The following is a 25509-nucleotide window of genomic DNA, read 5'->3' as shown; positions in this document are numbered from 1 at the left end:
CCGGTGTCCGTTCAGAAAGAAGAACGCTGGTTGATCCGCTGATCTGAAAAATTCCTGTTGACATACCTACAATGCGTAGGTATTCTTTACCTACACAACGTAGGCACAACGGATACAGGAGTTGGAAATGGCGAAAGCAGATCCCAGTCCGCTGACGGAAATTCAGCGCGAGATTATGGAAGTCGTGTGGCAGCGCGAGGAAGTGACGGTGAGTGAAATGCGGGAAGCGTTGTCAGCCCGCCGTCCACTGGCCCGTAATACCGTGCAGACCATGCTCGTGCGACTGGAAGAAAAGGGCTGGCTCAAACACCGCGAACAGGGGCGAACGTTCGTCTATTCCGCAAATCGTCCCCGCACAGCTTCGCTGGGTGCCAAAGTCTCGCAGATGGTGGATCGTCTGTTTGCCGGTTCCCCGGAGGAAATGGTGACTGCGCTATTGGAATACCGGGGCCTGTCTGCCGATGAAGCCGCACGGATTCGTGCCATGATTGAAGCAGCCGAGACCGATCCGAATCAAAAAGCCAAAAAACGGAGGCAATCCCCATGATCATATTTGATTTCTGGAACCCCGATGACCTGCTCCTGACGGGTGGCATGAATGTGCTGCTGCAGGTGACGTTTGTGACCGCGACTGCGTTGTTGCTGGCTTTGTTCCTGCGTCGAAATCCTGCGGCCCGCTATGGTCTGCTGTGTTCGGCGTTGATCCTGATCCTGCTGACTCCTGTGATTACGCTGGTCATGCAGGTTTCAGGAAAAAGTCTGTGGACTTTCTCACTGGAATCAGATGATTTGGCTTCCCGCCCAGGTACTGAGGTGAGGTATGATCCAGTCGTAGTCGATTCCTTACCCATGATCTCCTCAGCCGGGAACCGCGAACGACAATATGCAGCACAGGCTGCATTACCTGATCCGACAGAACCGGGCACACTCAAGCGGGAACTACATTCCGGTTCCGTGCTGGAATTATCCAGGACACCGAAAAAATTGGCACTCGTCGCGAGTGTCGTTCCCACGAAGGAAGCAGAAGCCGTTCACACACTCCGCATTACGCTACAGAGTGTTCTACTTATCTGGCTGGTCGGAACGGTCATCGTACTGATCAGGCAGTTCACAGGCTGGTCTCGACTCACCGCTATTTTGCGTACTGCGAAACCCAATACGAGTGCCTGCCTGGCAGAGTCGTTCTCGGAAGCGGGACGAATGTTTCCACAAAACCGTCTGCCGGAACTGGTTTTGTCAGCGCACATATCAGGGCCCGTTTCCACCGGTCTGTTCAGGCCGCGGGTCATTTTTCCGGAACAGATTGCCGGTCAGATCACTCCCGAGGCATTGCGGGATATTTTCATTCACGAAATCGCGCATAGCGTTCGCCGCGACCAGGTGATTCTGCTGATCCAAAACCTGGTGTCAGCATTGTGCTGGTTGCATCCACTTGTGAAAGTCTTGAACCGGCAACTGGCACAGGCGCGTGAGGAAGTCTGCGACAACTTTGTGCTGACGGAAACCGATGCGCCATCGTACAGTCGAACATTGTTAAGCCTGGCCAGGCTGATTCCAAGTGAGCGGGTCCTGCCCGGTGCGATCGGCCTGTTTACCTCGCGCTGGAAGCTCGAACATCGGGTCGCCGGCCTGCTCGATCAAAAACGGAGTCGCTTAACCCGGCTCTCAAAAAAGAAACTGCTGCTCCTCGTCGTGCTCTCACTCAGCATGGCAGCGGGTATCGCGGCGGTAACCTTCACGCCGGCGGTCGCTCAAACTGATGAATCAAAGCCGACCGAACCCGTGGCGAAAGGATTCACAGTACGGGGTACCATTACCACCCACGAAGGAAAACCGGCCGCAGGGGCACAGGTGAAAGTCATCGGGTTGAAACCTGTGGATGAGACAAAACCCGATCGAAAAATGCTGGCAGAAGGAGTGGCGGACAAGTCAGGTCACTACGAACTGTCGCTGCCTGCTGATGCGCGGAAAAAGTATACTGAGATGAGCCTCCTCGCCCGGACAGAATTCTCGGGGATCTACTCACGGGCCAGAAAATGGCACGGTGATACCATGACCGTCGATCAGAAACTTCCCGTACCATCAAACGGTGTCATCCAGTTCGTCGATCCGGAAGGACGGCCTGCGAAACATTTATCGCTGGAGATGGAACTGCTCAACATCAAAATCTCGGCGACTCCCAGTGCCGCCATCCAACCTTTGCAGACTGCAGTTAAACCGGCCAAACGCCCTCAGAATAGAATGAACATTGGCCCTGATTCCATCCTGACCTTCAGTCCCCGCAAAACTGATGACCAGGGCAAACTGTTGCTGAACATGTTTGATCTGCGAAGAGGAGTCACTCTGAAAATTCCCGGCTCCGAGAAATTCGCTCCGCAGTGGGTAATCCTCAATTCGGGTCAACCCGAAGAACGCAGCAAACACGACGGAACATATCGTGACATTGTCAAAAATATCAAGCCGGGGGAAGAGCTGACGATTGTACTCGCACCGGCACAGTGGTTTTCAGGCCGAGTTCTGCTGGGCGACAGCGGAAAACCTGCTGCCAATACTCGAATTAAAATCTGGGCCAGCCAGGAGGAACCCTTTGGTTCGATGGTTTCGGTTGAAGGTAAGACCGACGAAGCGGGACGTTTTCGGTTGAATCCCCGTCCGGGCGTCCGATTCGGGATTGTCGCCTATCCGCCTCCAGGGACTCCCTATCTCACCCGGGAAGTAAAAGACCTGCGCTGGACTCCTGAAACTTCGAAAGAGATTGAGATTAAACTCGACAAGGTTGTGCTGGCAGAAGGCTTTGTCCGCGACGCAAAGACCGGCCAGCCGTTACAAGGGGCCTCGGTCCAGTATTATCCCGAGATGACCAACGACAAAAGACTGCTGGATGACATCGTCTCTGGCTGGCAAAGTAGTCAGAAAACAGACACGTCAGGGAAGTTTCAGATTCCCGTCTTACCCGGCCCGGGTACGTTACTCGTCCATGCGGCGGAGAAAAACTACATCCTGCAGGAACGGGACTCGGAAGTTCTTAACAGTGGGAAACCAGGGGGCACGCGAATGTACGCGCACGCCTTCCAGAAGATCAATCCGGCTAAAGATGAAACTCTGAAACCGATGAAAATAGAGATGCAGCCGGGTGCAACCGTCGCCGGAACGCTCATCGACGAACAAGGCCAATCGATCAAACACGCGATCATGATTTCAAGGCTGAAACTAGACCCATTGTCACCCGACTGGCGCGGTCTTCCCGTCGAATTAAACAATGACACGTTCGAACTTCATGGACTACGTGAAGGCGTCGAATACCCGGTCTATTTTCTCGACCCGAAGAACCGTCTGGGTGCCGTCGCAAAGATCAGTGCCAGGACCAAAGGATCCAAAATTGTGCTCAAGCCCTGTGGCTCTGCAAATGCGAGATACGTGGATTCCGACGGAAAACCCATCGCAGAGAAAATTATCGGCGGCTTGTACCTGGTCGTTACGCCTGGTACCCCAAAGTACGATTTTCAGGCAATACGAAGTGGCAAATTATGGGCGGATGAAGAACTCGTATTTAATATTGACCGAGTCAATTACAGTTTGCCATCCGCATGCACCACCGATGCAGACGGAAAACAGACATTTCCCGCTCTGATTCCCGGTGCAACATATCGTCACGTCAAGATCGTCAACGGGCAGCCCCAGATCACTCATGAATTTACCCTGCAGCCTGGTGAGCAGAAAGACCTGGGTGAGATCGAAATCCAACTCAATGAGTGACTGCGGCCCGCTTTGACTTAATGCTTGTAAATTTTGTGCCGCGGGCGGTCGGAGAGGATTTCTTCTTTGCCCCAGTTGGTGACAGCGCGGAAGGCATCGCTCTGGATGAAGTCTTTGAACGCCTGTTCGTCGGACCATTCGCTGGTGATCATGTAGGAGGCATCGTCGGCGACATCCTTCCAGAGGCTGGAATTGTCATGACCTTCGGCTCCATTCAAGGCGGTAAGCACGCTGGCGAACTTTTCTTCAAATGATTCCTGTTTCCCTGCAATAACGTGGTAATTCATGCCGACGGTGATCATGGATCAATCTGCTCCTGAATGGATTCTGGTGTTCATAAAGATTTCGCTCATCTTAGTACACAATCGTCCGGTTCACAATCAACATGAATCGAGTACCTGTTCAGCCCCGCTGAGAAATTTGTGTTTGACTTATATGCTTCTATTCTGAATAGCGATTCCCATTTTTTAATGCATTTACCGGGAAATTCCGTTATATAATGACCATTGCGGGCCTGAGTTCACATCATCTTTCCCAAGGGAGAGACTCGGTCCGGATTTCCTGAAATATTTGCAGCTTCAGATACTCATCTAGACCGGAATCTTTTACATGGACCAACATGGTACAGACTGGTATGCAGCGGCATTGCAGAACCTGACTGACACGTTAATTATAGTCAGTCTTCCAAAGCAGGTCATGCTCTTGAACTCTGCCGCTGAACAGTTGACAGGCTGGAAACAGAGTGACTCGCATGGCAAAGCTGTTTCTGAAATCCTGGAGTTCTCCAGTAAGTCTCAGGCGCTCGATCACAGCCTTCTACTGGAACCGGTTCTACAGTCTGGCCAGACAGTGAATATCCCGGACAGGACTTTTCTGAAAGAAAGCCATGCTGCAGAGCATTTAGTTACGGGACGGATTTTACCGGTAAGGGAGGAAAACGGGAACATCATCGGAGCCCTGTATCAGCTGCATACAAAATCTGTTGAGCAGAGTTCTCATCCCAAGCTCGGAATCAGTGAGCATGTGTTACACACCTTCATTGAAAACGCTCCCATCGCGATCGCCTTATTCGATCAGCAACTCTGTTATCTGGCGACGAGCCAGCGCTGGTTGCAGGACTACGGTCTGGACGGTGAGATCCTGCTCGGTCGTTCGCATTATGAAGTTTTCCCTGAAATCCCGGAGCACTGGAAAACCGCGCATCAGCGGGCATTGGCTGGTTCTGTTTTACGTAACGAAGAATGTTTCATTCGCGCGGATGGTTCACTGCAGTGGCTGCGCTGGGTGATCCAGCCCTGGCATGAATCGCCGGGTACCATTGGCGGCATCGTGATGCTGACCGAAGATATCACTGAGCGAAAATCGCTGGAAGAAGAAAACCGGAAATTGCTGGAACAGTTCGCCGCTTCTCAGAAAATGGAATCGATTGGCAGACTGGCCGGTGGGGTGGCCCATGATTTCAATAATATGCTGAATGTCATCTTAGGACATGTCGGCCTGGGACTGCTGGACATTGATGCGAAACATCCCCTGTACGACCATCTGGTGGAAATTCGCAGTGCCGCCGAACGTTCCGCGGAACTGACGGAACAATTACTGGCTTTTGCCAGTCGCCAGGTGATTGAGCCCAAACTACTCGATCTGAATGAAATCATTGAAGACATGATCAAGATGTTGCGGCGGCTGATTGGTGAGGGAATCGAATTTGTCTGGTTGCCGGGTGCTTCCCTGGGACTGGTCAAAATGGATCCCTCGCAAATCGATCAGATCCTGGCGAACCTGTGTGTGAATGCCAGTGACGCAATCTCCGGCATCGGGAAAATTACGCTGGAAACACGTAATATCGAATTTGATGAAGCATTCTGCCGGGAGCATCCGGGTTATCTTCCCGGAAAGTATGTGCAACTGGCGGTCAGTGATAGTGGTAGCGGCATGGACCAGGAGACCTTGAAGAATATTTTTGAACCTTTTTTTACTACCAAAAGAGCGGGAAAAGGAACCGGCCTGGGACTGGCAACCATTTATGGGATTGTTAAACAGAACAAAGGTCTGACTCAGGTCAGCAGTGAAGTCAGAAGTGGTTCGCGATTTGAAATCTCTCTGCCTCGGCAGGCCACAGGGGAGAAAACAAGAGTCGTTAAGGAAACATTTGAAACACCGCCAGGCCAAAACGAAGTCATCCTGCTGATCGATGATGAAGCGATGCTGGCGCGCACCACTCGAGATATTTTGGCATCGCTGGGCTACCAGGTTTTGACGGCGACCAACCCCCGCGAAGCGATACAGGCTGCACAGGATTTTCAGGGAACGATTGATCTGTTGATCTCAGATGTGGTCATGCCGGAAATGAACGGGAAAGATTTATTTAACACGCTGAAGATCATTCGCCCCGAACTGAAGGTCTTATACATCTCCGGCTATACGGTGAATATCATCGCCGATCATGGCGTACTCAAAGACGGGATCATCTTTCTGCAAAAACCATTCAGCCGTCATCAGCTGGCCGTCAAAGTACGACAGGTGATTGAACAGGATGATTCCAGCGACCCTGTTTAATGGTGAAAATTTCGACTGCTACTGACTCTTCTCAGTCATCTGTGGTTTCAGGCAAATTCGGCGCTTCGACGACCGGGCGTCCCTCTTTGATCTGATAACGCAGCGGTTTACCCGTTTGCGGGTCGACGGGAATTTCAGAGAAATAGTCGGGAACGAGTTCCTGTAATGATTCCGGATACCGACCATGCTCACGGCGATACATGTCGGCTGCAAGCATAACCAATGCTTCAGCACGCTGGGTCACCGAATGCTTGTGGAAATTCATATAATTGTAGGACTCGAGGGGAGACATCAACAAGAAGGCAGGCAGATATTTGAGCCGCAACTCAGGGGAATCCATCAGGCGTTGATATTCTCCACTGTAGGCGTCCTCTGACTCTGGAGTTGCATTGGTGATCGCCTCACTCAGGAGCTGGTTCAAATACTGCAGCTCGCGACGCATCTCTTTGCGATCCGCAATCTGCATCGCCAGGAAACCTGACTTGACCTGAAACGGAATCCAACTGCTTCGATCTGGTTCCCTTGGATCCTGACTGACCAGAGACGGAATCGTGGAGAGCAACAGTCTGCGTTTCTCAGAGGAACTCCCTGCCAGTGTCTTCAATATCTGGAAGCCATGCACGGTAAATCGGCCCGCGCCGTTACCATCGTCTGTGTAAGTATGCTGTAGCAGATTTTGGATATCCTGTTCTCTGGGCTCAATCAGATTGAGTGGCGGTATTGGCATTTGCTGTAATTTTTGAAAAAGGATCTTCAACTGCTGATCATTAAACAGTTTCGGATATGTCTCTACGATCTGCGCAGCCAAAAGTGCACTACGACCTGCTTCTCCGTTTGCACTACTCTGGATGATCGCCCAGGGACTCGACTGTCGGAAATGTTCAACCACATTGATTCGCGCCAATAGCAGTTGCAGACAGCGTTCCGCATTCCCCTCTTCTGCTGCCAGATGAATCGCACCGGTTAACTGGGGGATGACATTGCCTCTCAGTGCGTCAGCTTGCGGTATGGAAATGTTGAAGTCTGTATTACCAGGCGGATTCAGTTCATACGGTCTGTTTAATTCCCGAAATTCATCGAAGTCATTTGCCTGGGGTCGATTGACGAATCCGAGTGCGGGACGGCTGGCTGCTTGAAGATACATATCGATCTGTTGGGAATGAGATTTCAGATACTTTTTCACATCAGGCCAGTCCTTGCTGGCGGGTCCCTCAGACATCCCGGCAAGATTGAGTTTTGCCGACTTGATTCGATCTACTTTTGTCGACATTGAGAGCCCCTGCAGATAGAGGGGCCACGCCCGCTCTTCCCGGGGAATCGTGCGGCTCTGATCATCCAGTTGCTGAATCATATCGAACTTGATTGTGGGTCGTGCGACAATTAATCGAACGGTAACCACGGACCAGGGGACCAGAACAATCATCAACATGACGATCGCTGTCTGCCAGGCGCGGCGGCGGGCGCGCCAGTGGAACGGTCTATTCCGCAGACGTGCGCGGCGGATGAGCTTCGCAGCGGTTTTGGGAGCGCCGAACGATTCGATCAACGCTGTTTCACTTTCTCCCTGATCGATTCCATCGGCGAAGTGCGCACACAGTTCGCGGGCGACATCCCGTTTTTCTGCCGGCCAGAGTCGCGATTTCTGTACGACATCCAGTACGACCGACATTATTGATTCGGGTAGACGATATTCCAGCAGTTCTCCCAGCGAATGCGTTTCATAAACCAGGCCGCTTAAAGCGACAGCGTCTCCACACTGGCTGGCGATTTCTTCAAGCGTGCGGCCGCCGTCCAACTGCCACTGCAGAGTCTGACAGACGCGGTTGAGCATCTGGCGGGCGGCGCGTGAATTAACACGCTGATTAACGACGATGCGTTCGACGGTGGGCCATAGACGGGCGGGCAAAGGGGCGTTTAATATCCAGTCGATTCTGCGCGTCGCGCGGATCAGGGCGGCGATACTTTCCGGTTCACTCAACTGTTCGACCAACTGGGTTGCTGCACAACCTTCGCGCAGCAGCGCACTACAGGATTTAGCCAGCCGTAACGCGACGTTCCAGCGCAGGCGTCCGTCCAGATGATCTGTGATTTCCCGGATCACCTCGACCAGATTATCAGGAAAGTCACTCGTATCAAGCTGTTCCAGGGGCTCTTGAGGACCGGTGATCCGTCCACGGAGCAGATGTGACATCGGCGTGTGCAGAATCTGTTTCCATTTGGGTTCTAAGGCGGAGACTGCGTTCATGCTTCCCCTCCCTGTAATTTGGGTGGTGCGCCCGACAAGATGCCCAGATTCTGCATGGCGCTAGCGACGGCGACCCATTGGGCGGTATCTTTTGCCAGTCGTTTTTTGCCTTTGGCAGTGAGCGAATAATATTTGCGTTTGCGGCCGCTCTCCGATTCCTGCCAGCTGGGACGGATCAGTCCCTGTGACTGCAGATTATAGAGCAGTGGATAGAGCGTGGACTGCCCCATGTCAAGCACGCCACCCGTCTGTTCGGAGAGTGCCTCCACGAGCTCATAACCATATTTCGCGCCCTCTTCCAGCAGCTTCAAAACCGCTACCGGGCCGGCACCCCGCATCAGTTCGCGTTCGATGCGCATGATTGCTTCCTTCCACGAATGGGAATCAGAGAAAACTCAGTTTCTTATATACTATGTGTGACATAGTATGTCTGTCAAGAATTATTTTTCCAGCGGGCTCGATAAGTGGTTTGCGCGTGCCGTGGATGAAAAACTGATGAAGTTGGCAGACCTGCCTGTTAAAACCAAACTCACTCCGTTACTTTTAATAGATCAGAGATGATTGATGGTTGGTTGTCCGACATAAAAAGTTCAGGAGTTGATGAATGCCTTTCCCTGTGACGCGTCTTACTGCTTTTGTTTGCTGCAGCCTGTTCAGCGGGCTGCTGTTCCTGTCCTCCGCTGCAGCAGAAGACTGGCCGACCTGGCGGAAAGATGCACGGCGGACGGCAACCACAGACGAGCAACTCGCGAACGACCTGCATCTCCAGTGGAGACGGCAACTGAAGCCGCTCAAGCCGGCCTGGCCTGAAGATCCCCGCATCCAGTTTGACGCTCACTACGAACCGGTGATCGCCGGACAGACCTTGTTCGTCAGCTCGTCGCGTAATGACAGTGTGAGCGCCTTTGACCTCAAGACCGGCCAACAACAGTGGCAGTATTTCGCGAATGGCCCGGTCCGATTCGCGCCGCTGGTTGCGGGCAAGAATGTTTACTTCTCAGCCGACGATGGCTGTTTTTATTGTCTGAATGCAGCAGACGGAAAACTGAACTGGAAATTCCAGGCGGCCCCGAACGCGCGGAAAGCGCTCGCGAATGAACGGCTCTCTTCGGTCTGGCCGATTCGTGGGGGCGCTGTATTATCTGAGGGTAAAATTTATTTCACCTGTGGCGTGTGGCCGTTCGAGGGGACCTTTCTCTACACGCTGAATGCAGAAACAGGAGAAGCGGTTTCTAAGCCAGAACATGAAATCAAAACATTGACGGATGTGACACCCCAGGGTTACCTGGTCAAGAATGAAAATAAGCTGCTGATTCCCTGTGGCCGTTCGGTCGCTGCCTGTCTTGATTTGAAAACGGATCAGTTCATCACACATAAATATGGAAACCGGGTAACCAATTATCATGTCTCTTCTGTCGGCCCCTACATTTTTCATGGCGGTTCTTCTTTTCGAATGGACACCAGCCAGGATCTGGGAGTGGATGCCCGTTTTCCCGTGTTGACGGAAGAAATTGTCTATTTTGGCAGAGCCGGCAATGTGGTTGCCTACGATCTGAAAAATCTGAAGACAGTGGAATCAAAAGACCGCCGTGGTAAAGTTGTTAAGAAAAAAGTGCTCAATCAGCTCTGGAGTCTGCCCATCCCTCCACAGCAGAAGCTGCCTCAAGCGGAATGGGAAGCCTGGGTCAAAGCACATCCGGTGCAGCTTGATTTGAAAGCCGGCAATCGTTTGTATGGCCATCAGGGTGAGATGATTTTCGCGCTGGATCTGGCAAAAGATGGCAAAGCCGCTGACATTAGCTGGACACAATCCATCACCGGCACACCAGCCACCATGATTGCCGCGAATGGTGCACTGGTCGTCGTGACCGAAGCAGGCGACCTGCTTTGTTTCGGAGGCAAACCAATGAAACCACTTACGTTTTCTGCACAGAAACGCGAATTGAGTGCACAACAGGATGCCTGGACCGAAAAAACCAGCCAGTTGCTCTCACTGACACAGCCCGGCGCTGGCTATGGTCTTGTGCTGGGAACCGGTAGCGGGCGTCTGCTGGAAGAACTGATCGATCAATCAAAGCTGACGCTGATTGCAGTCGAGCCGGATGCACAAAAAGTGGCAACGCTGCGGACGAAATACGATGCGGCAGGTCTGCTGGGAACACGGGTCGTCATACACCAGGGCAATCCGCTCACATTTGAACTTCCCGCTTACATGGCGGAACTGATCGTCTCCGAAGATTTAAGCGCGCTGGGTGGGTCGCTGAATGCAGATACCTGGAAGACGGTTTACAAATCGTTGCGTCCCTATGGCGGGACCTCCTGTCTGAACCTGGGTGAAACAGAATACGTACAGTTGGCGACCACGGTGGAGGAGAAGCGTCTGCCTCGCGCGGAACTCAAGCAAGCGGAAGGTTTCACACTGTTGACCCGCGTCGGTGCCCTGCCCGGTTCTGCAAACTGGACCCACGAGTACGGGGATGCCTCGAACACACTGATGTCCCGCGATGAACTGGTGAAAGCACCGCTGGGCGTGCTTTGGTTTGGCGGACCTGCGGGCCACGGCGACCTGTTTTACAACCGTCATGACTGGGGCCCCAGTATGGCGGTGATCGAAGGACGAATGTTTCTGCAGGGACCCGGAAAATTAACGGCCGTTGATGTCTATACCGGGCGGATTCTATGGATGATCCCTCTGGAAGAAACGCCGGAAGACAGCCCGGGACGTCGCGGCCAGAGCTATGACGGAAAACTGGTCGGCCATCATTTCATCGCCCTCGAAGACAGTATTTATCTGGTCACCAGTCAGAACACCTGCGTGAGGCTTGATCCGGCAACAGGGAAAACGCTGGCCGAGATGACCCTGCCCCATGCTGATGACCGCTGGGGACGCATCCGTATACATGAAGACCTGCTGTTAACGTCGGTTTTCCGGACTTCAAAAAAGATTGGTGAAAAGTACGGCTTACTCCCGCTGGAACTGGTGGCGCTCAACCGCCACACCGGGGAAGTCATCTGGACACACAAGGCACAGATGAGTTTTCCCGTCGTCTCTTTGAGTGGAGACCGGATTTATGTTTATGATGGCGCGTTGGAAAACTTTTATGGGGACTGGAAACGCCGCGGTAAAATTCCCAATGCGCTGGCGGAACGATTTATTAAAGCGATCGATTTGAAAACCGGTAAATTGATCTGGGAACATCAGACGGACGTCGTGGGAACCTGGCTCTCCTATAGCGATCAGAAAGATGTGATGCTGGTTACCAACCGCGATGGGATCTCAGCCTTTCGCGGCAAAGATGGTTCGGAACTCTGGAAAAAATATTCGACCGGCCAGGGATTTCGCGGGCATCCTGAAACGCTGTGGGATAAGGTCATCATCTGGAACGACCGCATTCTGGACCAGCGCGGTCCCGGACTGTCTTATGATCTGGAAACCGGCGAGCCGATTCTGCGTACGAATCCGATCACCGGCAAACCGATTCCGTGGGAGTTCACCAAGGCGGGACATCACTGCAATTACGCGATTGCCAGCCCGCACCTGATGACTTTCCGCGCGAGCTCCGCCGGGTTCTGCGATATCGACAGTGCGAATACCTCGCGCCTGGAAGGCTTCCGTACCGGTTGTCGCAACAGCCTGGTACCGGCGAACGGCGTGCTCAATTCACCGAACATGGCACATGGCTGCAGTTGTGGTTACTCGCTGTTTACTTCCCTGGCACTGACCCATGTACCGGATTCGGAGGTCTGGAGTTATAGTGCGCTGGCGATGAACGCCAAAGAGGATCAGGTGCAGCAGTTGGGTGTCAACCTGGGTGCGCCCGGCGATCGTCAGGCAGTGAACGGCACACTCTGGCTGGACTACCCCAGCGTGGGAGGCTCCTCGCCTGTGGTCTCACTCAAACTCAGCGGCGCTGATCTGGAGTACTATCACAAGCATTCGTCTTTTGTTGAAGAAGGCGATTTGAAATGGGTGGCCGCCTCGGGAGTGGAAGGAGCAGCCGCATTGTCAGTAACACTTTCACCGGTTTCCACGCCGGAACGCAGTTATACGGTCCGGCTTTATTTTCTGGAGCCCCAGGATCTGAAGCCGGGCGAACGTGTGTTCGACGTGAGTCTTCAGGGGAAACCGGTACTGCCGGAACTGGATGTCGTCAAAGCAGCCGGCGGCGCGAACCGGGCGATCGTCCGGGAATTCAAGGGCGTTCGCTGCTCAACCAGTCTGCAAGTGGATCTGACTGCGATCAAAGGCCGAACACTGTTGTCGGGCGTGGAAATCGTGGTCCAAGATTAACCTGTGTCCCGGTTTTCTGATGCGAATTTCAAGAGCACCTGAGACTCCTGTTATAGCACGAAAGTCGTTCCAGCGGGCTGTAAGATTTACAGGCAGATTGTGCAAATCGGATCTGCCCGGACAACAGATCGTCGCCCCTCATTTAAATAGACTTCGCAGTTTCACAAACCTGAGATGTGGCACAGTTATTGCGACAGGAGAACTCGGTCTGACGCAATTTTCTAAATTCAAGGAGGATTAAAGAATGCTCATTTTGCTCTCACTCGTATTGTGCGCTGCTACGTCTCAGGCGCCGCAAGTCGTCAATGCGGACTTTGAAACGGTCGATGCACGTTCCGCGACTCCCAGCGGCTGGCTATTTACCTCGCTACCGGGTCAATCGCAGCTGGTCAGTTATCAGTCTCTGCTGGAACCAGAGGCAAACGGTTCGCGTGTACTGGCAATCAGGATCGCAGCCGATCATCCTCAACAGCAGGTAGCCTACAATGCACACCAGGACTTGCAGGGATTTGAGGCGGGAAAAACCTACCGCGTTTCTGCTCGTGTCAGGACGCGCAGTCTGCAGTCACTGCCGATGGTGGTGGTGCAGTGCCTGGATCAATCAACACAGAAACCGCTGGGGTTTGCCCGTTCAGAACAGCGGGAACTCAAACAGGATCTAGCGGAATGGGAGACGATTCAAACCGTGATCCAAGTTCCTGAAGGAACCGCCACGTTGCGGCTGCGGATTGGTATTCCCGCGGAAGGCAACGCCGGCGGTACGGCACTGATTGATGACGTGCAGGTAGCGGAAGTCCCCTGAGCACAAACAGTGATCGAACCCTATTCAGAAACTGACTTCCCGGTCTGATATGCTTTTCAGAACAGGCCGGGAATCGGTTTGCCTGCGGTGGCGACCTGGACGATCTCGTTGGGAACGCCGCGCGTGATGCGGAGTTCGCCGACATCGAACAGGGTGTGCATGATGCTGCTGACCAGGTCTTTGCGTTCAATCGGTTCGGTCTGAGGTCCGCCGGCATGTCGGTCTGACTGGCCAATGACCTGCCCCGTATTCAAACCGCCGCCTGACAGCATGAGTGGCGATAGATTACCCCAGTGATCGCGTCCGCCGCGACTGTTGAGTTTGGGAGTGCGGCCCATTTCACCCGAACAGACCAGCAGAATATCATCGCTGAGACCACGATTGTGCGTATCTTCCATAAAGGCAGAGACCGCATGATCGAAGGGCACGCCCATGTAGTCCATGCCTTCCCCGACGCCGGCGTTATTTTTATCCGCGTGCATGTCCCACACAAAGTTGGTGGTGATCGTCACAAAGCCGCAGCCTGATTCGCAGAGACGACGGGCCATCAACAGCAGCTTGCCCAGTGACTGAGCGTTGTCAATGTAGCGTTTGTAGTTCTTCCAACGCGTGCTGATGGATGCCGGCTTGACCAGCGGAGCCGTATCGTAACGGGCGACCACGGCGGGATCTTCCTGAGACAAATCAAAGGCGCGAGAGACGCCGCCCAGGATCACGTCGAACGCCTGTTGCTGCAGTTGTGAACTGGCGGCAAACGTTTCACTTTTCTCAGCCGCCCAGCGGGCACGATCCAGTTTCGAAAGTAACAGTCGGCGATCATCAAGACGATTCGGGGGGATCGCTAGAGACATATTCGACTGCATATCGCCACCCGCACCGGGCACGAACGGGGCATACGCGGAGCCCATCAGGCCGTGCGAATCAAATTTGCCGAACTGCGTGACGGCGGGCAGCATCTTGTCATCGATGGCCTGCGGAAAGAGCACCGCGTTCGTCGGCATGCCGTTCTCGGGATGATTGGCGCCCACAACACGCGAATACAGCGAACCCAGATTCGCGTTGAGTGTATCTTTATGCACGACCGGTTTGATGTCGTGCCGACTGTCACCGGTGCGGTAAGAACGCACGACGGACATACGATCGGCGAGTTGCGCCAGTTTTGGAAACGTACTTCCGAACGTCACGCCGGGTATCTTCGTTGCCACTTCGCCCGTCACACTGCGGATGCCATCCGGTGCACTCATCTTGGGGTCGAACGTTTCAATCTGGCTCGGTCCGCCATGCATAAACAGAAAGATGACCGATTTGTTTTTCAGCAGCGTCCCGGAACCAGCAGCCTGTGCTTTTGTTGACAGGAGACCGGGCAACGTCAGCCCGCCCAGCGCCAGACCGCCCACGCGCAGGAATTCCCGCCGCCCCTGCTTGCCGTGATGATTGTAGAAAGAAAGCATGATTTTTCCCGAGCCAAAGAAAATCGTCTACTTATTCGGTATCGACTAATATATCAACTAATGTTTATGTTTTCCAGATCGAATTCTGGAATAGGACAATTCTCTCTCTGCAAATCAATACAGGCATTTTCTTTCGCTCTCCCCAGTGGTTATGATAAACCATTGCTTCATTTCTTTATGCTTTCAGAATTCATCGAAAGGAACTTCGGATGCGCTTGCTGATGATGCTCATATTCTTCTGCTCGTTTTATACCCCGTCGCAGGCGGCTCAAAAGCCTAACATTCTGTTCATCGCCATTGATGACCAGAACGACTGGATCGGCTGTCTGAAAGGGCATCCGCAGATTAAAACTCCCCACATCGACAAGGTGGCAGCGAGAGGAACGCTGTTCGCGAATGCGCACTGCCAGTCGCCGCTCTGTAATCCGTCGCGGACCAGCCTGATGACGGGCCTGCGGCCTTCGACGACAGGCGTATACGGCCTGGCACCCTGGTTTCGCACCATTGAGAAGTTCAAAGACCGCGTTTCGCTGCCACAGTATCTGGAACAGAACGGCTATAAAACTTATACAACCGGTAAAATTTATCATGGCGGTTATGGCCGCAAAAAAACCGACAAGGAATTCTCGGTCATCGGGCCTCCGCCAGGCGTGGGGGTGAAGCCTCCCAAAAAACTGGTTGAAACACCCAACCCGCATCCGCTGGTCGACTGGGGCACGTTTCCGCATAAAGACGAAGACAAAGGGGACTGGAAAGTCGCAAGCTGGGCCGTCGATCAGTTGAACAAAAAACCGACCGAACCGTTTTTCCTGTCGGTCGGATTTTTCCTGCCTCACGTTCCCTGTTACGCCACACAGCAGTGGTTCGACCTGTATCCGGAAGAGACGCTGCAACTCCCCCCGTTCCTGGCGACCGACCGGGACGACACGCCCCGCTTTTCCTGGTACCTGCACTGGAAACTGCCCGAGCCCCGCTTCAAGTTTCTGCAGGAAGCCAATCAGTGGAAGAACCTGGTCCGCTCGTATCTGGCGTGTACCAGTTTTGTCGACAGTCAGGTGGGGCGCGTGACTGATGCGCTGGAGAAAAACAACCTGGACGAAAATACGATCATTGTCATCTGGTCCGATCATGGCTGGCATCTGGGTGAAAAACTGATCACGGGAAAAAATACACTGTGGGAGCGTTCGACGCGCGTGCCTCTGATTTTCGCCGGTCCGGGGATTACGGAAAACGCGGTCTGCGAGAAACCGGCCGAGCTGCTGGACATTTATCCCACGCTGATCGAACTCTGCGACCTGCCGCCCCGCACGGATCTGGAAGGACACTCCCTGGTACCTCAACTGAAAGATGCGAACACGCCCCGCAAGTGGCCTGCGATTACTTCCCACAACCGCAACAACACTTCGGTGCGAACAGAGAACTATCGGTACATACATTACGCAGACGGATCGGAAGAGTTTTATGACATGAAACAGGATCCGGCTGAATGGAACAACCTGAGCGGTGATCCCAATTATGCCACGCTGATCGAAGAGCATCGCGCGTGGCTGCCTACCGTGAATGAGAAGCCCGCACCGGGCAGCAAACATCGAATTCTGCGTTACGAAAACGGTCAGGCAAACTGGGAAGAGGTCGACATCAAAGCGGACGAACCGATTCCCGAACTGTAAAAAGCATGGCGTATTCGCAGCCGATATACATCGGAAAATCTGCAAGCGAGTGGAAGCAGATAAAATCAGTTTTACCATTCAGTAAAATCCTGACGGCTGAATTTTCGGCACACGATTTCTGCTGAAAATTTTGTGATGAGCATTCAAGATTCGTCACTCGCGCTGCCGAACTAAGCGTGTATAACAATTAAAACTGGGAGCAAGTCACTGCTGATGAACCCAAGACAGACGCTCGCGTCTGAGTAGTCAGTTGCGGATCTTGTAACCCAATTGTAAGTGTTACACGAACAGGAGTACTACGTACTTTAAGGGCTGGGAGCTTGGGCTTCCAGCCCTTTTTTATTGCGCCTGTTCTTAACGCGATTGCGTGGCCCAGTAGAGCTGTTTGTGCCCATGCGATTCGAACTCGGCAACCTTCTGTTTCGCGACCTCTTCGGAGAGCCCCGCTTCAATCAGAAAGCGGTTCCCGTCATCCCCCTGCCGCCAGACCGACCAGGTGTTTTGTGCGTCGGCGTTGTGATCTAAACGAGTTGTGTTTTCGTTCATTTTGAAATGACCTTCCTTCCCCTATTATTGACTGTCTCGTTTCACCTGACTACCTTAGTCTTAGAGAATTACTCGCTGTCCAGGAAATGAATCGGAGCACGCCGCCATGTTCGAAAACGAAATTGCCATTAACCAGTTGCAGTTGAAACAGTTTGCAGCCATCGTAGCGGATCTGCCTGAGGAGTGTCTTTATACGCGGGGTGCCGGGCACGGTCATCCGCCAGTCTGGATTCTCGGTCACCTGGCGATTGTCGGTGAGATGGGGCAGACGTTTCTGGGAGGCAGCCTGACACATCCAACGTGGGCGCCGCTGTTTGGTCCCGGTTCCAGTGATGAGGTTCAGCCGGATGACTCTCTGACGCGTGAGACGTTGATTACGTCGCTCAATCAGGCTTACGAAACTCTGCAGTCAATGGCGGCGGAAGCGAAGCCGGAAGATGTTGCAGGGCCGCATGGGATTGAGCTGTTTGACGGTTCGCCCATCCAGACCGTGAGCCACGCGATTTCGCTGCTGCTGACGAATCACTTTGCCTTTCATCTGGCGCAGCTTTCCAGTTGCCGCCGTGATCGCGGGCTGGGACATATCTTTTAAGATGGCTGTTTGGTGTGAAAACAATTGAAACCGCGGGCCGTCTGGTTTAGTCTGAAGAGATTGACTAAAACTACCTGGGTCGTGTTTCCTTATTTGATCTGTTGTTACATATGTGGCAGAACCGGGGCTAAGGCCCTTCGGCTAATGAGTCACTCTGGCTGGCATCCTTGATAAAATCAGCCACATGGCTCTCTCCACGGTAAATACCAACCTGAGTTTTTGCTTTTTCACAGACAGGCTGAAATCATGATGCAACGTACTGCGCGTTTCCTGTTTTGTTTCTCACTGCTGACGGGTTGTCTGTTGGGTTCTCCCCTGATGGCGGCGGATAAAGAACCGGCGGCGAAAGCGGACAAACCGACCATCGTCACGTTTGGTGATTCGACGACCGCAACGCGCGGGCCACTGGTCGTGTATTCGATGATTCTGGAGAAAGAACTTCCCGCAGCGGGTGTTCCCGCCAAAGTGGTAAACTCCGGGATTGGAGGACACACGACGCATCAGGCGGTCGGCCGGTTTAAGAAAGATGTACTGCAGCATGATCCCGATCTGGTGGTGATTCAGTATGGCATCAATGATTCCGCCGTCGATGTCTGGCGTGATCCGCCTGCGACCCAATCGCGTGTTTCGGTGGAACAGTATGACGCGAACCTGCGCAAGATGATTAAACAGCTCAAAGAGAAACAGATCTCTGTCATCCTGATGACGCCGAACTCGCTGCGGTGGATTCCCCGCATGAAAAAGCTGTATGGCAAACCGCCTTACGATCCCGAAGATGTTCAGGGTTTCAATGTACTGCTGAAATCGTATGCGGCTGCGGTACGGAAGATCGCCAAAGAGGAGCATGTGCCACTCATCGATGTCTACGCGGCCTTTGAAAACTATGACAAACAGGCCAATCAGGCCGCCGATGATCTGCTGCTGGACGGCATGCATCCTAATACCCAAGGCCAGAAGATGGTGGCGGATCTGCTGCTGCCCCAGATCAAAGCCGCATTAGCAAAACAGGACCAGTGAACGTCTGCGGTGCCGTCCCTGCTGATTTTCTGCGCTGACGGTCGATTTTTGCAAGGGTTCGCTGTATCGTAGGAATCACGTCCGCGGTTCGCTCACTCCCTCTGATTTCGAATGTATTCCAGGGTTCATTCCTCATGCAGTCACTGTCGTTCCTCGATTTTGCCGTCATCGCCGCATATCTGATCGGAACACTGGGTCTGGGTCTGTATATCGGTTCCAAAATTAAGACCGGTTCCGATTACTTCCTGGCCGGCCGCAAGTTGCCGTGGTGGGCGATTGGCATGTCGCTGGTGGCGACCGACATTGGTGCCGTCGACATTGTGGGCACGGGAGGTGCCGCACATCAGCATGGTCTGGCGGTCGCCAATTTCGAATGGATCGGCTGCGTGCCCGCGATGATCATCGCCGCCTTTGTGTTCATTCCCTTTTTCTGGCGGAGCGGCGTGACCACGATTCCCGAATACATGGAACGGCGGTTCAATGTCGCGGTCCGCTCGGCGCTGGCGATCTGCTGGATCATTTTTATGGCGTGCAACCTGGGCATCATGCTGCTGGCTTCCGCGAAAATGATGCACGTGCATTTGGGGATGACCGTCAATGCCTGCATCTATCTGACCGCGTTCCTGGTCGGCATCTACACGATTTCCGGCGGACTGGCGGCGGTTGTGTATACCGATATGATTCAATGTGTGATCATGATCGGAGGCTGTCTGCTGGTGCTCGTACTGGGAATTATCGACCTGGGCGGCATTGATAATTTTCAGGCGGAGATCAAAAAACAGGAACAGATCCAGAGTGAGAAGCAGGCGGCTGTCGTCGAAAAACAGGAAGCGAAAGCAGCGCCGGCGGCAGGAGTCCTGGATGTCTCGCATACTTCACTCATTCTACCTGCTGACGCCGACACGCCGTTTCCGTGGACGGGCATTTTCTTTGGCCTGGCGTTGATTCTGAGCCCCGCCTACTGGATTGGTAACCAGGCGATTGTGCAGCGTTCGCTGGGAGCTAAGAGTGAATTCGACGCGAAAGCCGCCTATGTGTGGGGGGCACTGCTCAAAAACCTGGTGCCGGTGGTCGTCGCGGTGCCCGGCTTGATCGCCTTTGTGAAATTTCCCGAACTGACCGACGGCGACCAGGCCTTTCCCGAACTGATTTCGCATCTGCTGCCGACCGGCTTGAAAGGGCTGTTTCTGGCAGCTTTTCTGGCGGCGCTGATGTCGAGTATCGACTCGTATCTCAACTCTGCGTCCACAATTGTAACCAACGATTTCTACAAACGCTTTTATCGCAGAGACGCCAGTGATGTATCGCTGTTGAAAATCGGCCGCGTGGTGACGCTGCTGCTCGTCTTCTGGGCGATCGGCTTTTCGTTCTTTCTGATGACCCGCAGCGAAGGTATTTACACGATCTTCCAGACGCTGATGGCATTTTTCCAGGGACCCGCGTTTGCGATCCTGCTCACGGGCCTGCTCTGGAAGCGGGCGACCGGCGTGGCTGCCTTCATCGGGTTCATTGTGGGTGTCTGTTTTTCGATCACGCTGTTCGCGTTGAATCAGGTCGATGTCTACACGGCGTTGGGGATGGAGCCGCTGTTTCAGATTTCTGAACCGTTCCTGTACTTTTCGATCTGGGCGTTCGTGGTTTCGTTTTCACTGATTGTGATCATCAGTCTGCTGACGAAGCGCGAGCCGGACGAAAAGATTGAAGGGCTGGTGTTCAGCCTCAAACCGCGAAAGGAAACCACATGACGCCGTTGCATCATATTGGAAATTTCGTGCGCGACCTGGTCGTACAGATTCCGATGTCCGCCGTCCGGCTGCTGTTTGTGGGCACGCTGGTGGCAGTCCTGATCTGGGTGTTGCGGCTGCCTCGAGAAACGACAACCGCAGAGAACGCGACACACTGGTATCAGAACCTGAAAATCTGGGCCTGCCTGGCGCTGGCGATTCAGATTGTGATCTACAGCATTTTCTGAATCGGGATGGCTGGTTTTTCTACCACGAAATGACACGACATTCTCTGATCGGTAAGATGTAAAACCTGGGGTGGCCCCGAATGTAATTCGGGGTTGTCGCAGACAACAGGAGGTTGTGAGTGTGATCTGCTGCGTTTGTGTTGAAGTTGAGTTTCTGATCGATACTTGTGAATTAATCTCTACATGACAGGATTTCGAAGCTGGTTTGATTGAGTCAGCTGCGACCTCCTGCTCGCTGCGCTCGGCCCGGATGTGCATCCGGGCTTACCCTTTTTGTTTCGTGTGGTTTCGTGTTTTTCGTGGTAGTAAATCAATCGTCTGAACCGCGGCGTTGATTGGATCATCAGCTTTTCAGAATCTGCTGAATGGGTTTGGCGCCGTGGTCGGCGAGGGGAATGGGGCGGCCGATGTTGGACATGTTCTGCTGCAGGGGATCGAGGCCCAGAGCTGTGCAGATGGTCGCCATCAGATCGGGGACGACGACCGGTTGGTCGGTGACTTTCATGCCGTCCTCGCTGGTTTTGCCGATGACCTGACCGCCGCGAATGCCGCCTCCGCCGAGTACCGTGGTCCAGGCCGCAGGAAAATGATCGCGGCCCGTGTTCTGATTGATCTTCGGCGTGCGGCCGAATTCGCCCATCCAGACAATCAACGTGGAATCCAACAATCCCCGCTGTTCGAGATCGGTCATTAAAGTCCCCCAGGCGGGGTCAAGGACTTCACTCAGACTTTTGACGGCTTCGAAGTTTTCCTGATGGGTATCCCAGCCGAATGTGTTGTTGCCCTGCACGCCGTTCAGCGAGACTTCCACAAAAGGGACTCCCTGTTCAATCAGCCGTCGAGCCAGCAGACAGCCCTGTCCAAAGCGATTGCGGCCGTAGGCATCGCGGAGCATGTCCGGCTCTTTATCCAGTTGAAAGGCTTCGATGGCTTTGGAACGCATCATGCGAACGGCGGCGGCGTAGGCGCTGCGGTGACTGTTCGTCGGCGTGCCGGGATGCGTGGCGGCAAAATCGGTTTCCAGGTCTTTCAGAATTGACAGGCGTTCGTCGGCCTGCTGGCGCGTAATGCCGGTGGGCAGCGTCAGGTTCTTGACTTTTAACCCGGCGTCGACATTCGCGGCATCGTTTGGCACGACTCCTGTACCTTCGCCGACGACCAGGGGAGCGAACTGCGGTCCCAGAAAACCGGGGCCATAGGCATTGGGGCTTAAGGTTTTATTGGGAGCGATGCTGACGAAATTGGGCAGTGCGGCGTTTGTGCTTCCCAGTTCCTTACTCAACACTGAGCCGAGGGTCGGATAGCTGAGCGGGCCGGACGGCAGATAACCGGTGCGGAGCAGATAGGTAGCGCGGGTATGGTCCCCTTCTTTGGTGCTCATCGAGCGAATGGGGACCAGATGTTTCATGACCTTCGCGAGTTGAGGCAGATGTTCGGAGATCTGTACGCCGGGCACGTCGGTGTCGATCGCTTTGAAGGGTCCGCCGTTTTCGTGCTGCGGTTTGAGATCGAAGGTATCGGTCTGACTGGGTCCGCCCGACATCCAGAGCAGAATGCAACTGCGTTTGCGCTGCGGGTTGTCGGCGGTTTCAGCAGCCAGACGTCTGAGCCAGCCCGACATGCCAGTACCGAGGACACCCATGGCGGAGAGCCGCAGGTAATAGCGGCGGGAGATCTGCGGGCTGTGTCTGTCTGTTCTGCCTGTCATCAGCGTGTCCTCCAGAGCGATTCACATTTTAGGATCACATCGCTCGCATTATGATACTCGGTCCAAAGGTTTCTGGAGACGTGGCAATAAAACTGGACACAGTATTTAAAGCGCTCTTTTTGTATTTTAGGGGATTTTTTGAAACAAAAGCGAGTCTTTTCCGGTAAGAATCATGAACCGTTGTGTGATCCTGCCGGGCACTGAGGAGATTTTATTTCAGTCGCCGTGCTCCCTCTGATATGATACGGGACAGCCGGTGGTTTTATTTAACGGATTTCGTATTGGTGTCCGTTCTTCGACTTTTCTTTGCATGTCAGGTTTGATTTGATGTTGCGTCTTTCGCGATTCCGCTGCGTGTCTGCAGTCACTCTGTGTGCGTTACTCCTTTGTGTCCCTGGTGTTAGAGCGGATGAATCTGCCGAACTGCCTTATCATCAGCAGAAAAATCTGGTCTATGCGGAAGTGCATGGCGTGGGTCTGCTGCTGGATGTGTTCACGCCCCGCTCCCAGCCGAACGGACTGGCGATCGTGGATGTAGTTTCGGGCGCGTATCACTCGGATCGGGGCAAACTCCGCGATCATAAACAGGCACAAATGTTCGATATCTTCTGCTCACGCGGCTATACGGTGTTCGCGATCCGACCCGGTTCGATCGCGAAATTTAACGGCCCCGAAATGCTGGACAATGTGAATCGAGGTATTTTGTGGGTCAAAGAACATGCCAAAGAGTACCAGGTCGATCCGCATCGACTGGCAATGCTGGGCGCTTCGGCCGGCGGTCACCTGGCCTGCATGGCGGCGGTATCGGCGGCGGATGCGAAGTCCAAAACGCGGGTGAAAGCGGTGGCCGTCTTTTTTCCACCCACCGATCTGATTAACTACGGCGGCTTCAAAATTGACATCAGCGGCGAAGATCAACTGGCGCAATCCATCCGCCGCCTGATCACGCCCAAGGGTTCAGAAACGATCGACGTCAGCCGCCTGGACGAACTGCGGACCGCGTTCTCCCCGGCTCGCCTGGTGAAGCCGGGCCTGCCTCCGTTTCTGATCATCCATGGCACAGCGGATTTCATGGTGCCGATTCAACAGTCGCGGGTGATGGTCGCCGCTTTGCAGAAAGCGGAGGTGCCGGTAAAGTTCATCATCAAAGAAGGGGGCGGCCACCCCTGGCCGACGATTCACGAAGAAGTCGAACAAATGGCCGACTGGATCGACGGGCAGTTGAAGTAGGTTGGGTTGTCTGATCGTGATTTTTTCTACCACGAAAAACACGAAAGAACCTGGGTGGTGAGAGGTCAGAACCTGGGTGGTCCCGAATGTAATTCGGGATTGTCGCAGACAACAGGAGGTTGTGAGTGTGACCTGCTGCGTTTGTGTGGAAGTTGAGTTTCTGATTAATACTCGAAAATGTCCCTCTACGTGGTAGGAAATCGAATCTGGTTTGATTGCGTGAGCTGCGACCTCCTGCTCGCTGCGCTCGGCCCGAATTTTATTCGGGCCCACCCATGATCCTTTTTTCGTGTTTTTCGTGGTAGTAAACCAAAATGTTTGAACCCCGACTATAATCGGGTGGCCTCGGATGTAATCCGAGGTTGTCGCAGACAACAGGAGGTTGTGATAGAAACTTGAGTTTCTGATCGATACTCGTAAATTGATCTCTACGTGGTAGGAATCAGAATCTGGTTTGAATGAGTGAGCTGCGACCTCCTGCTCGCTGCGCTCGGCCCGAATTTTATTCGGGCTTACCCCTTTTTTATTTTCGTGTGGTTTCGTGTTTTTCGTGGTCGAAATATAAATTGGCATAAACCGCGGCTAACGCCGTGCGGCTAATTTTGTTTGCTGTATGTGAGCAGATGACGTTTTCTGATTCGTATTAAGAAAACCTACCTTGCTCAGACAACCTCCTGCTCGCTGTGCTCGGCCCGGATGTGCATCCGGGCTCACCCTTTTTCTCTGGAGTGGATCGCTTTTTATTCACTGTCGGGTATATTGAAAGACGGTACATGTGATCGATTTCTAGAGTTTCATAATGTCACTTCTGGTTAATGTTTTCAAGCGAGGCCCGGACGATGAGATGCTATTCATCAAAGTGGAACAGCATAAAGAACTCGCAGGTTTTGAAAATTGGAGGGAAACATTATATGGTTCTCCACAATCTGTATTGCTGGGTCTTCGCCTGCTACCAGAACTAAACCGTCATGATTTATACTGTTCTTCCCCAACGGATCTAGATTGTCTCCTTACGGAATGTAACACTCTGCTCGCTCATCTCGATCGGTATCCACAAGATTCCGAGTCTATTACCTATCGCGTACAAAACATCATAGATGCAGTCATACTTGCCAGAGAGTCTGAGGCAGAAGTCGTTATCTGGTGAGCATAATCCACACTCTTATAAGTATAATTGCGATAATACAGCAAATAACTATTGGACAGGATAATAATTATGGCGTGTAAGATTTCCTTCAAAGATCGTTCTGTCCAAATGAATAACAGGCAGTTTTCGAATCTTTTAGCCCTTACGCTCGAATATGCTCAGAATGCGGCAAGTAGTGACGAAAAAGATCATGTTGTTCGTATGGCCTATCTGCATGAGAATGAGTTTTGGCCTGGTCGAGGAGTTCAGCTTGAGGAAGATTTTCCGGAAACAAATGAACGAAAGTTCTGGAGTAAAATGTTATTTGATACCGCTCGTGCTGTATTCAATCGCGAAGTAGGAAATCATGATCATTCATATTGGCAAGTTCAGGCAATACATCAGATTTATTCAACCGGTCTGCTCTTCGAGCATGCAGTACAGCAGATAGAACCGAAATGGTATGCTGATACTCTGGATCGCGCTGAATTCAATCAGGTTGTAAACGGAACATAACATTCTCCCGTGCTCTAATTTTTTTCTTTCG

General features: G+C 53.1%; 18 protein-coding genes. 12 read left to right on the top strand and 6 right to left on the bottom strand.

All coding sequences use genetic code 11. The features are described from left to right. Positions 1-127 precede the first annotated feature (127 nt). Entirely contained in the window at positions 128-547 is a 420-nt protein-coding gene (locus tag Pan161_RS00175) for a BlaI/MecI/CopY family transcriptional regulator (RefSeq protein ID WP_145223599.1), read from the top strand. Then, positions 544-3756 carry a M56 family metallopeptidase gene (locus Pan161_RS00170; RefSeq protein ID WP_145223598.1) on the top strand — a complete coding sequence of 1071 codons (3213 nt, stop codon included), beginning with the start codon at positions 544-546 and terminating at the stop codon, positions 3754-3756. The genes Pan161_RS00175 and Pan161_RS00170 overlap by 4 nt, the downstream gene beginning before the upstream one ends. A gap of 17 nt (positions 3757-3773) precedes the next feature. On the opposite strand, the gene Pan161_RS00165 is transcribed toward Pan161_RS00170, so the two are convergent. Continuing rightward, positions 3774-4058: an antibiotic biosynthesis monooxygenase family protein gene (locus Pan161_RS00165; protein ID WP_145223597.1), complete on the bottom strand. Its 285-nt coding sequence runs from the start codon at positions 4056-4058 to the stop codon at positions 3774-3776. A 307-nt stretch (positions 4059-4365) separates the two neighbouring features. Here Pan161_RS00165 and Pan161_RS00160 point away from each other — a divergent pair, with 307 nt between their 5' ends. Continuing rightward, positions 4366-6312, top strand: a complete 1947-nt coding sequence (locus Pan161_RS00160; RefSeq protein WP_145223596.1) for a hybrid sensor histidine kinase/response regulator — start codon at positions 4366-4368, stop codon at positions 6310-6312. Positions 6313-6343: 31 nt separating this feature from the next. On the opposite strand, the gene Pan161_RS00155 is transcribed toward Pan161_RS00160, so the two are convergent. Both Pan161_RS00155 and Pan161_RS00150 read right to left on the bottom strand, forming a co-directional pair. Beyond that, positions 6344-8557, bottom strand: a complete 2214-nt coding sequence (locus Pan161_RS00155; RefSeq protein WP_145223595.1) for a DUF1700 domain-containing protein — start codon at positions 8555-8557, stop codon at positions 6344-6346. Beyond that, entirely contained in the window at positions 8554-8916 is a 363-nt protein-coding gene (locus tag Pan161_RS00150; RefSeq protein WP_145223594.1) for a PadR family transcriptional regulator, read from the bottom strand. The genes Pan161_RS00155 and Pan161_RS00150 overlap by 4 nt, the downstream gene beginning before the upstream one ends. Positions 8917-9161: 245 nt before the next feature. Between Pan161_RS00150 and Pan161_RS00145 the strand changes: the two genes are divergently transcribed. Next, the gene (locus tag Pan161_RS00145; protein ID WP_145223593.1) at positions 9162-12848 is read left to right on the top strand and encodes an outer membrane protein assembly factor BamB family protein; all 3687 of its coding nucleotides are present in this window, start codon (positions 9162-9164) and stop codon (positions 12846-12848) included. A gap of 244 nt (positions 12849-13092) precedes the next feature. Further along, positions 13093-13650: a carbohydrate binding domain-containing protein gene (locus tag Pan161_RS00140; RefSeq protein ID WP_145223592.1), complete on the top strand. Its 558-nt coding sequence runs from the start codon at positions 13093-13095 to the stop codon at positions 13648-13650. A gap of 56 nt (positions 13651-13706) precedes the next feature. Here the strand turns inward: Pan161_RS00140 and Pan161_RS00135 are convergent, their stop codons facing one another. Further along, the gene (locus Pan161_RS00135) at positions 13707-15101 is read right to left on the bottom strand and encodes a DUF1501 domain-containing protein (RefSeq protein ID WP_145223591.1); all 1395 of its coding nucleotides are present in this window, start codon (positions 15099-15101) and stop codon (positions 13707-13709) included. 209 nt (positions 15102-15310) lie between these two features. On the opposite strand from Pan161_RS00135, the gene Pan161_RS00130 reads away from it, so the two are divergent. Further along, the gene (locus Pan161_RS00130; protein WP_145223590.1) at positions 15311-16771 is read left to right on the top strand and encodes a sulfatase; all 1461 of its coding nucleotides are present in this window, start codon (positions 15311-15313) and stop codon (positions 16769-16771) included. Between the two features lie 354 nt (positions 16772-17125). Here Pan161_RS00130 and Pan161_RS00125 read toward each other — a convergent pair whose 3' ends face one another. Further along, a complete protein-coding gene (locus Pan161_RS00125) occupies positions 17126-17317 on the bottom strand; it encodes a hypothetical protein (RefSeq protein WP_145223589.1) in 192 nt (63 codons plus the stop codon). Between the two features lie 106 nt (positions 17318-17423). Here Pan161_RS00125 and Pan161_RS00120 point away from each other — a divergent pair, with 106 nt between their 5' ends. The 4 genes from Pan161_RS00120 to Pan161_RS00105 all read left to right on the top strand — a co-directional run bounded on the left by Pan161_RS00120 (position 17424) and on the right by Pan161_RS00105 (position 20898). Next, positions 17424-17909, top strand: a complete 486-nt coding sequence (locus tag Pan161_RS00120; RefSeq protein WP_145223588.1) for a DinB family protein — start codon at positions 17424-17426, stop codon at positions 17907-17909. 246 nt (positions 17910-18155) lie between these two features. Further along, positions 18156-18926, top strand: a complete 771-nt coding sequence (locus Pan161_RS00115; protein ID WP_145223587.1) for an SGNH/GDSL hydrolase family protein — start codon at positions 18156-18158, stop codon at positions 18924-18926. Positions 18927-19060: 134 nt separating this feature from the next. Then, positions 19061-20671: a sodium:solute symporter family transporter gene (locus Pan161_RS00110; RefSeq protein ID WP_145223586.1), complete on the top strand. Its 1611-nt coding sequence runs from the start codon at positions 19061-19063 to the stop codon at positions 20669-20671. Continuing rightward, on the top strand, positions 20668-20898 hold the full coding sequence (locus Pan161_RS00105) for a hypothetical protein (RefSeq protein ID WP_002644904.1): 231 nt from the start codon (positions 20668-20670) through the stop codon (positions 20896-20898). Before Pan161_RS00110 ends, Pan161_RS00105 begins: the two co-directional genes overlap by 4 nt. Before the next feature lie 343 nt (positions 20899-21241). Here Pan161_RS00105 and Pan161_RS00100 read toward each other — a convergent pair whose 3' ends face one another. Continuing rightward, positions 21242-22606, bottom strand: coding sequence for a DUF1501 domain-containing protein (locus Pan161_RS00100; protein ID WP_145223585.1), 1365 nt, complete (start codon positions 22604-22606; stop codon positions 21242-21244). Between the two features lie 327 nt (positions 22607-22933). Between Pan161_RS00100 and Pan161_RS00095 the strand changes: the two genes are divergently transcribed. Beyond that, complete coding sequence (locus Pan161_RS00095; RefSeq protein WP_145223584.1) at positions 22934-23836, top strand: prolyl oligopeptidase family serine peptidase; 903 nt, start codon at positions 22934-22936, stop codon at positions 23834-23836. Between the two features lie 1216 nt (positions 23837-25052). Then, complete coding sequence (locus Pan161_RS00090; RefSeq protein ID WP_145223583.1) at positions 25053-25478, top strand: hypothetical protein; 426 nt, start codon at positions 25053-25055, stop codon at positions 25476-25478. The last annotated feature ends 31 nt before the right edge of the window (positions 25479-25509 follow it).

This window comes from Gimesia algae (assembly GCF_007746795.1).
In the GTDB taxonomy this organism is placed as follows: Bacteria; Planctomycetota; Planctomycetia; order Planctomycetales; family Planctomycetaceae; genus Gimesia; species Gimesia algae.
This window is presented reverse-complemented; position numbering and strand designations above follow the sequence as displayed.

Excerpts from the sequence above, each read along its gene's own strand:
- Pan161_RS00155 (WP_145223595.1), bottom strand. The coding sequence starts at position 8,557 with ATGAACGCAGTCTCCGCCTTAGAACCCAAATGGAAACAGATTCTGCAC.
- Pan161_RS00105 (WP_002644904.1), top strand. The coding sequence starts at position 20,668 with ATGACGCCGTTGCATCATATTGGAAATTTCGTGCGCGACCTGGTCGTA.
- Pan161_RS00150 (WP_145223594.1), bottom strand. The coding sequence starts at position 8,916 with ATGCGCATCGAACGCGAACTGATGCGGGGTGCCGGCCCGGTAGCGGTT.
- Pan161_RS00175 (WP_145223599.1), top strand. The coding sequence starts at position 128 with ATGGCGAAAGCAGATCCCAGTCCGCTGACGGAAATTCAGCGCGAGATT.
- Pan161_RS00090 (WP_145223583.1), top strand. The coding sequence starts at position 25,053 with ATGGCGTGTAAGATTTCCTTCAAAGATCGTTCTGTCCAAATGAATAAC.
- Pan161_RS00115 (WP_145223587.1), top strand. The coding sequence starts at position 18,156 with ATGATGCAACGTACTGCGCGTTTCCTGTTTTGTTTCTCACTGCTGACG.
- Pan161_RS00130 (WP_145223590.1), top strand. The coding sequence starts at position 15,311 with ATGCGCTTGCTGATGATGCTCATATTCTTCTGCTCGTTTTATACCCCG.
- Pan161_RS00135 (WP_145223591.1), bottom strand. The coding sequence starts at position 15,101 with ATGCTTTCTTTCTACAATCATCACGGCAAGCAGGGGCGGCGGGAATTC.
- Pan161_RS00165 (WP_145223597.1), bottom strand. The coding sequence starts at position 4,058 with ATGATCACCGTCGGCATGAATTACCACGTTATTGCAGGGAAACAGGAA.
- Pan161_RS00140 (WP_145223592.1), top strand. The coding sequence starts at position 13,093 with ATGCTCATTTTGCTCTCACTCGTATTGTGCGCTGCTACGTCTCAGGCG.
- Pan161_RS00095 (WP_145223584.1), top strand. The coding sequence starts at position 22,934 with ATGTTGCGTCTTTCGCGATTCCGCTGCGTGTCTGCAGTCACTCTGTGT.
- Pan161_RS00160 (WP_145223596.1), top strand. The coding sequence starts at position 4,366 with ATGGACCAACATGGTACAGACTGGTATGCAGCGGCATTGCAGAACCTG.
- Pan161_RS00100 (WP_145223585.1), bottom strand. The coding sequence starts at position 22,606 with ATGACAGGCAGAACAGACAGACACAGCCCGCAGATCTCCCGCCGCTAT.
- Pan161_RS00170 (WP_145223598.1), top strand. The coding sequence starts at position 544 with ATGATCATATTTGATTTCTGGAACCCCGATGACCTGCTCCTGACGGGT.
- Pan161_RS00120 (WP_145223588.1), top strand. The coding sequence starts at position 17,424 with ATGTTCGAAAACGAAATTGCCATTAACCAGTTGCAGTTGAAACAGTTT.
- Pan161_RS00110 (WP_145223586.1), top strand. The coding sequence starts at position 19,061 with ATGCAGTCACTGTCGTTCCTCGATTTTGCCGTCATCGCCGCATATCTG.
- Pan161_RS00125 (WP_145223589.1), bottom strand. The coding sequence starts at position 17,317 with ATGAACGAAAACACAACTCGTTTAGATCACAACGCCGACGCACAAAAC.
- Pan161_RS00145 (WP_145223593.1), top strand. The coding sequence starts at position 9,162 with ATGCCTTTCCCTGTGACGCGTCTTACTGCTTTTGTTTGCTGCAGCCTG.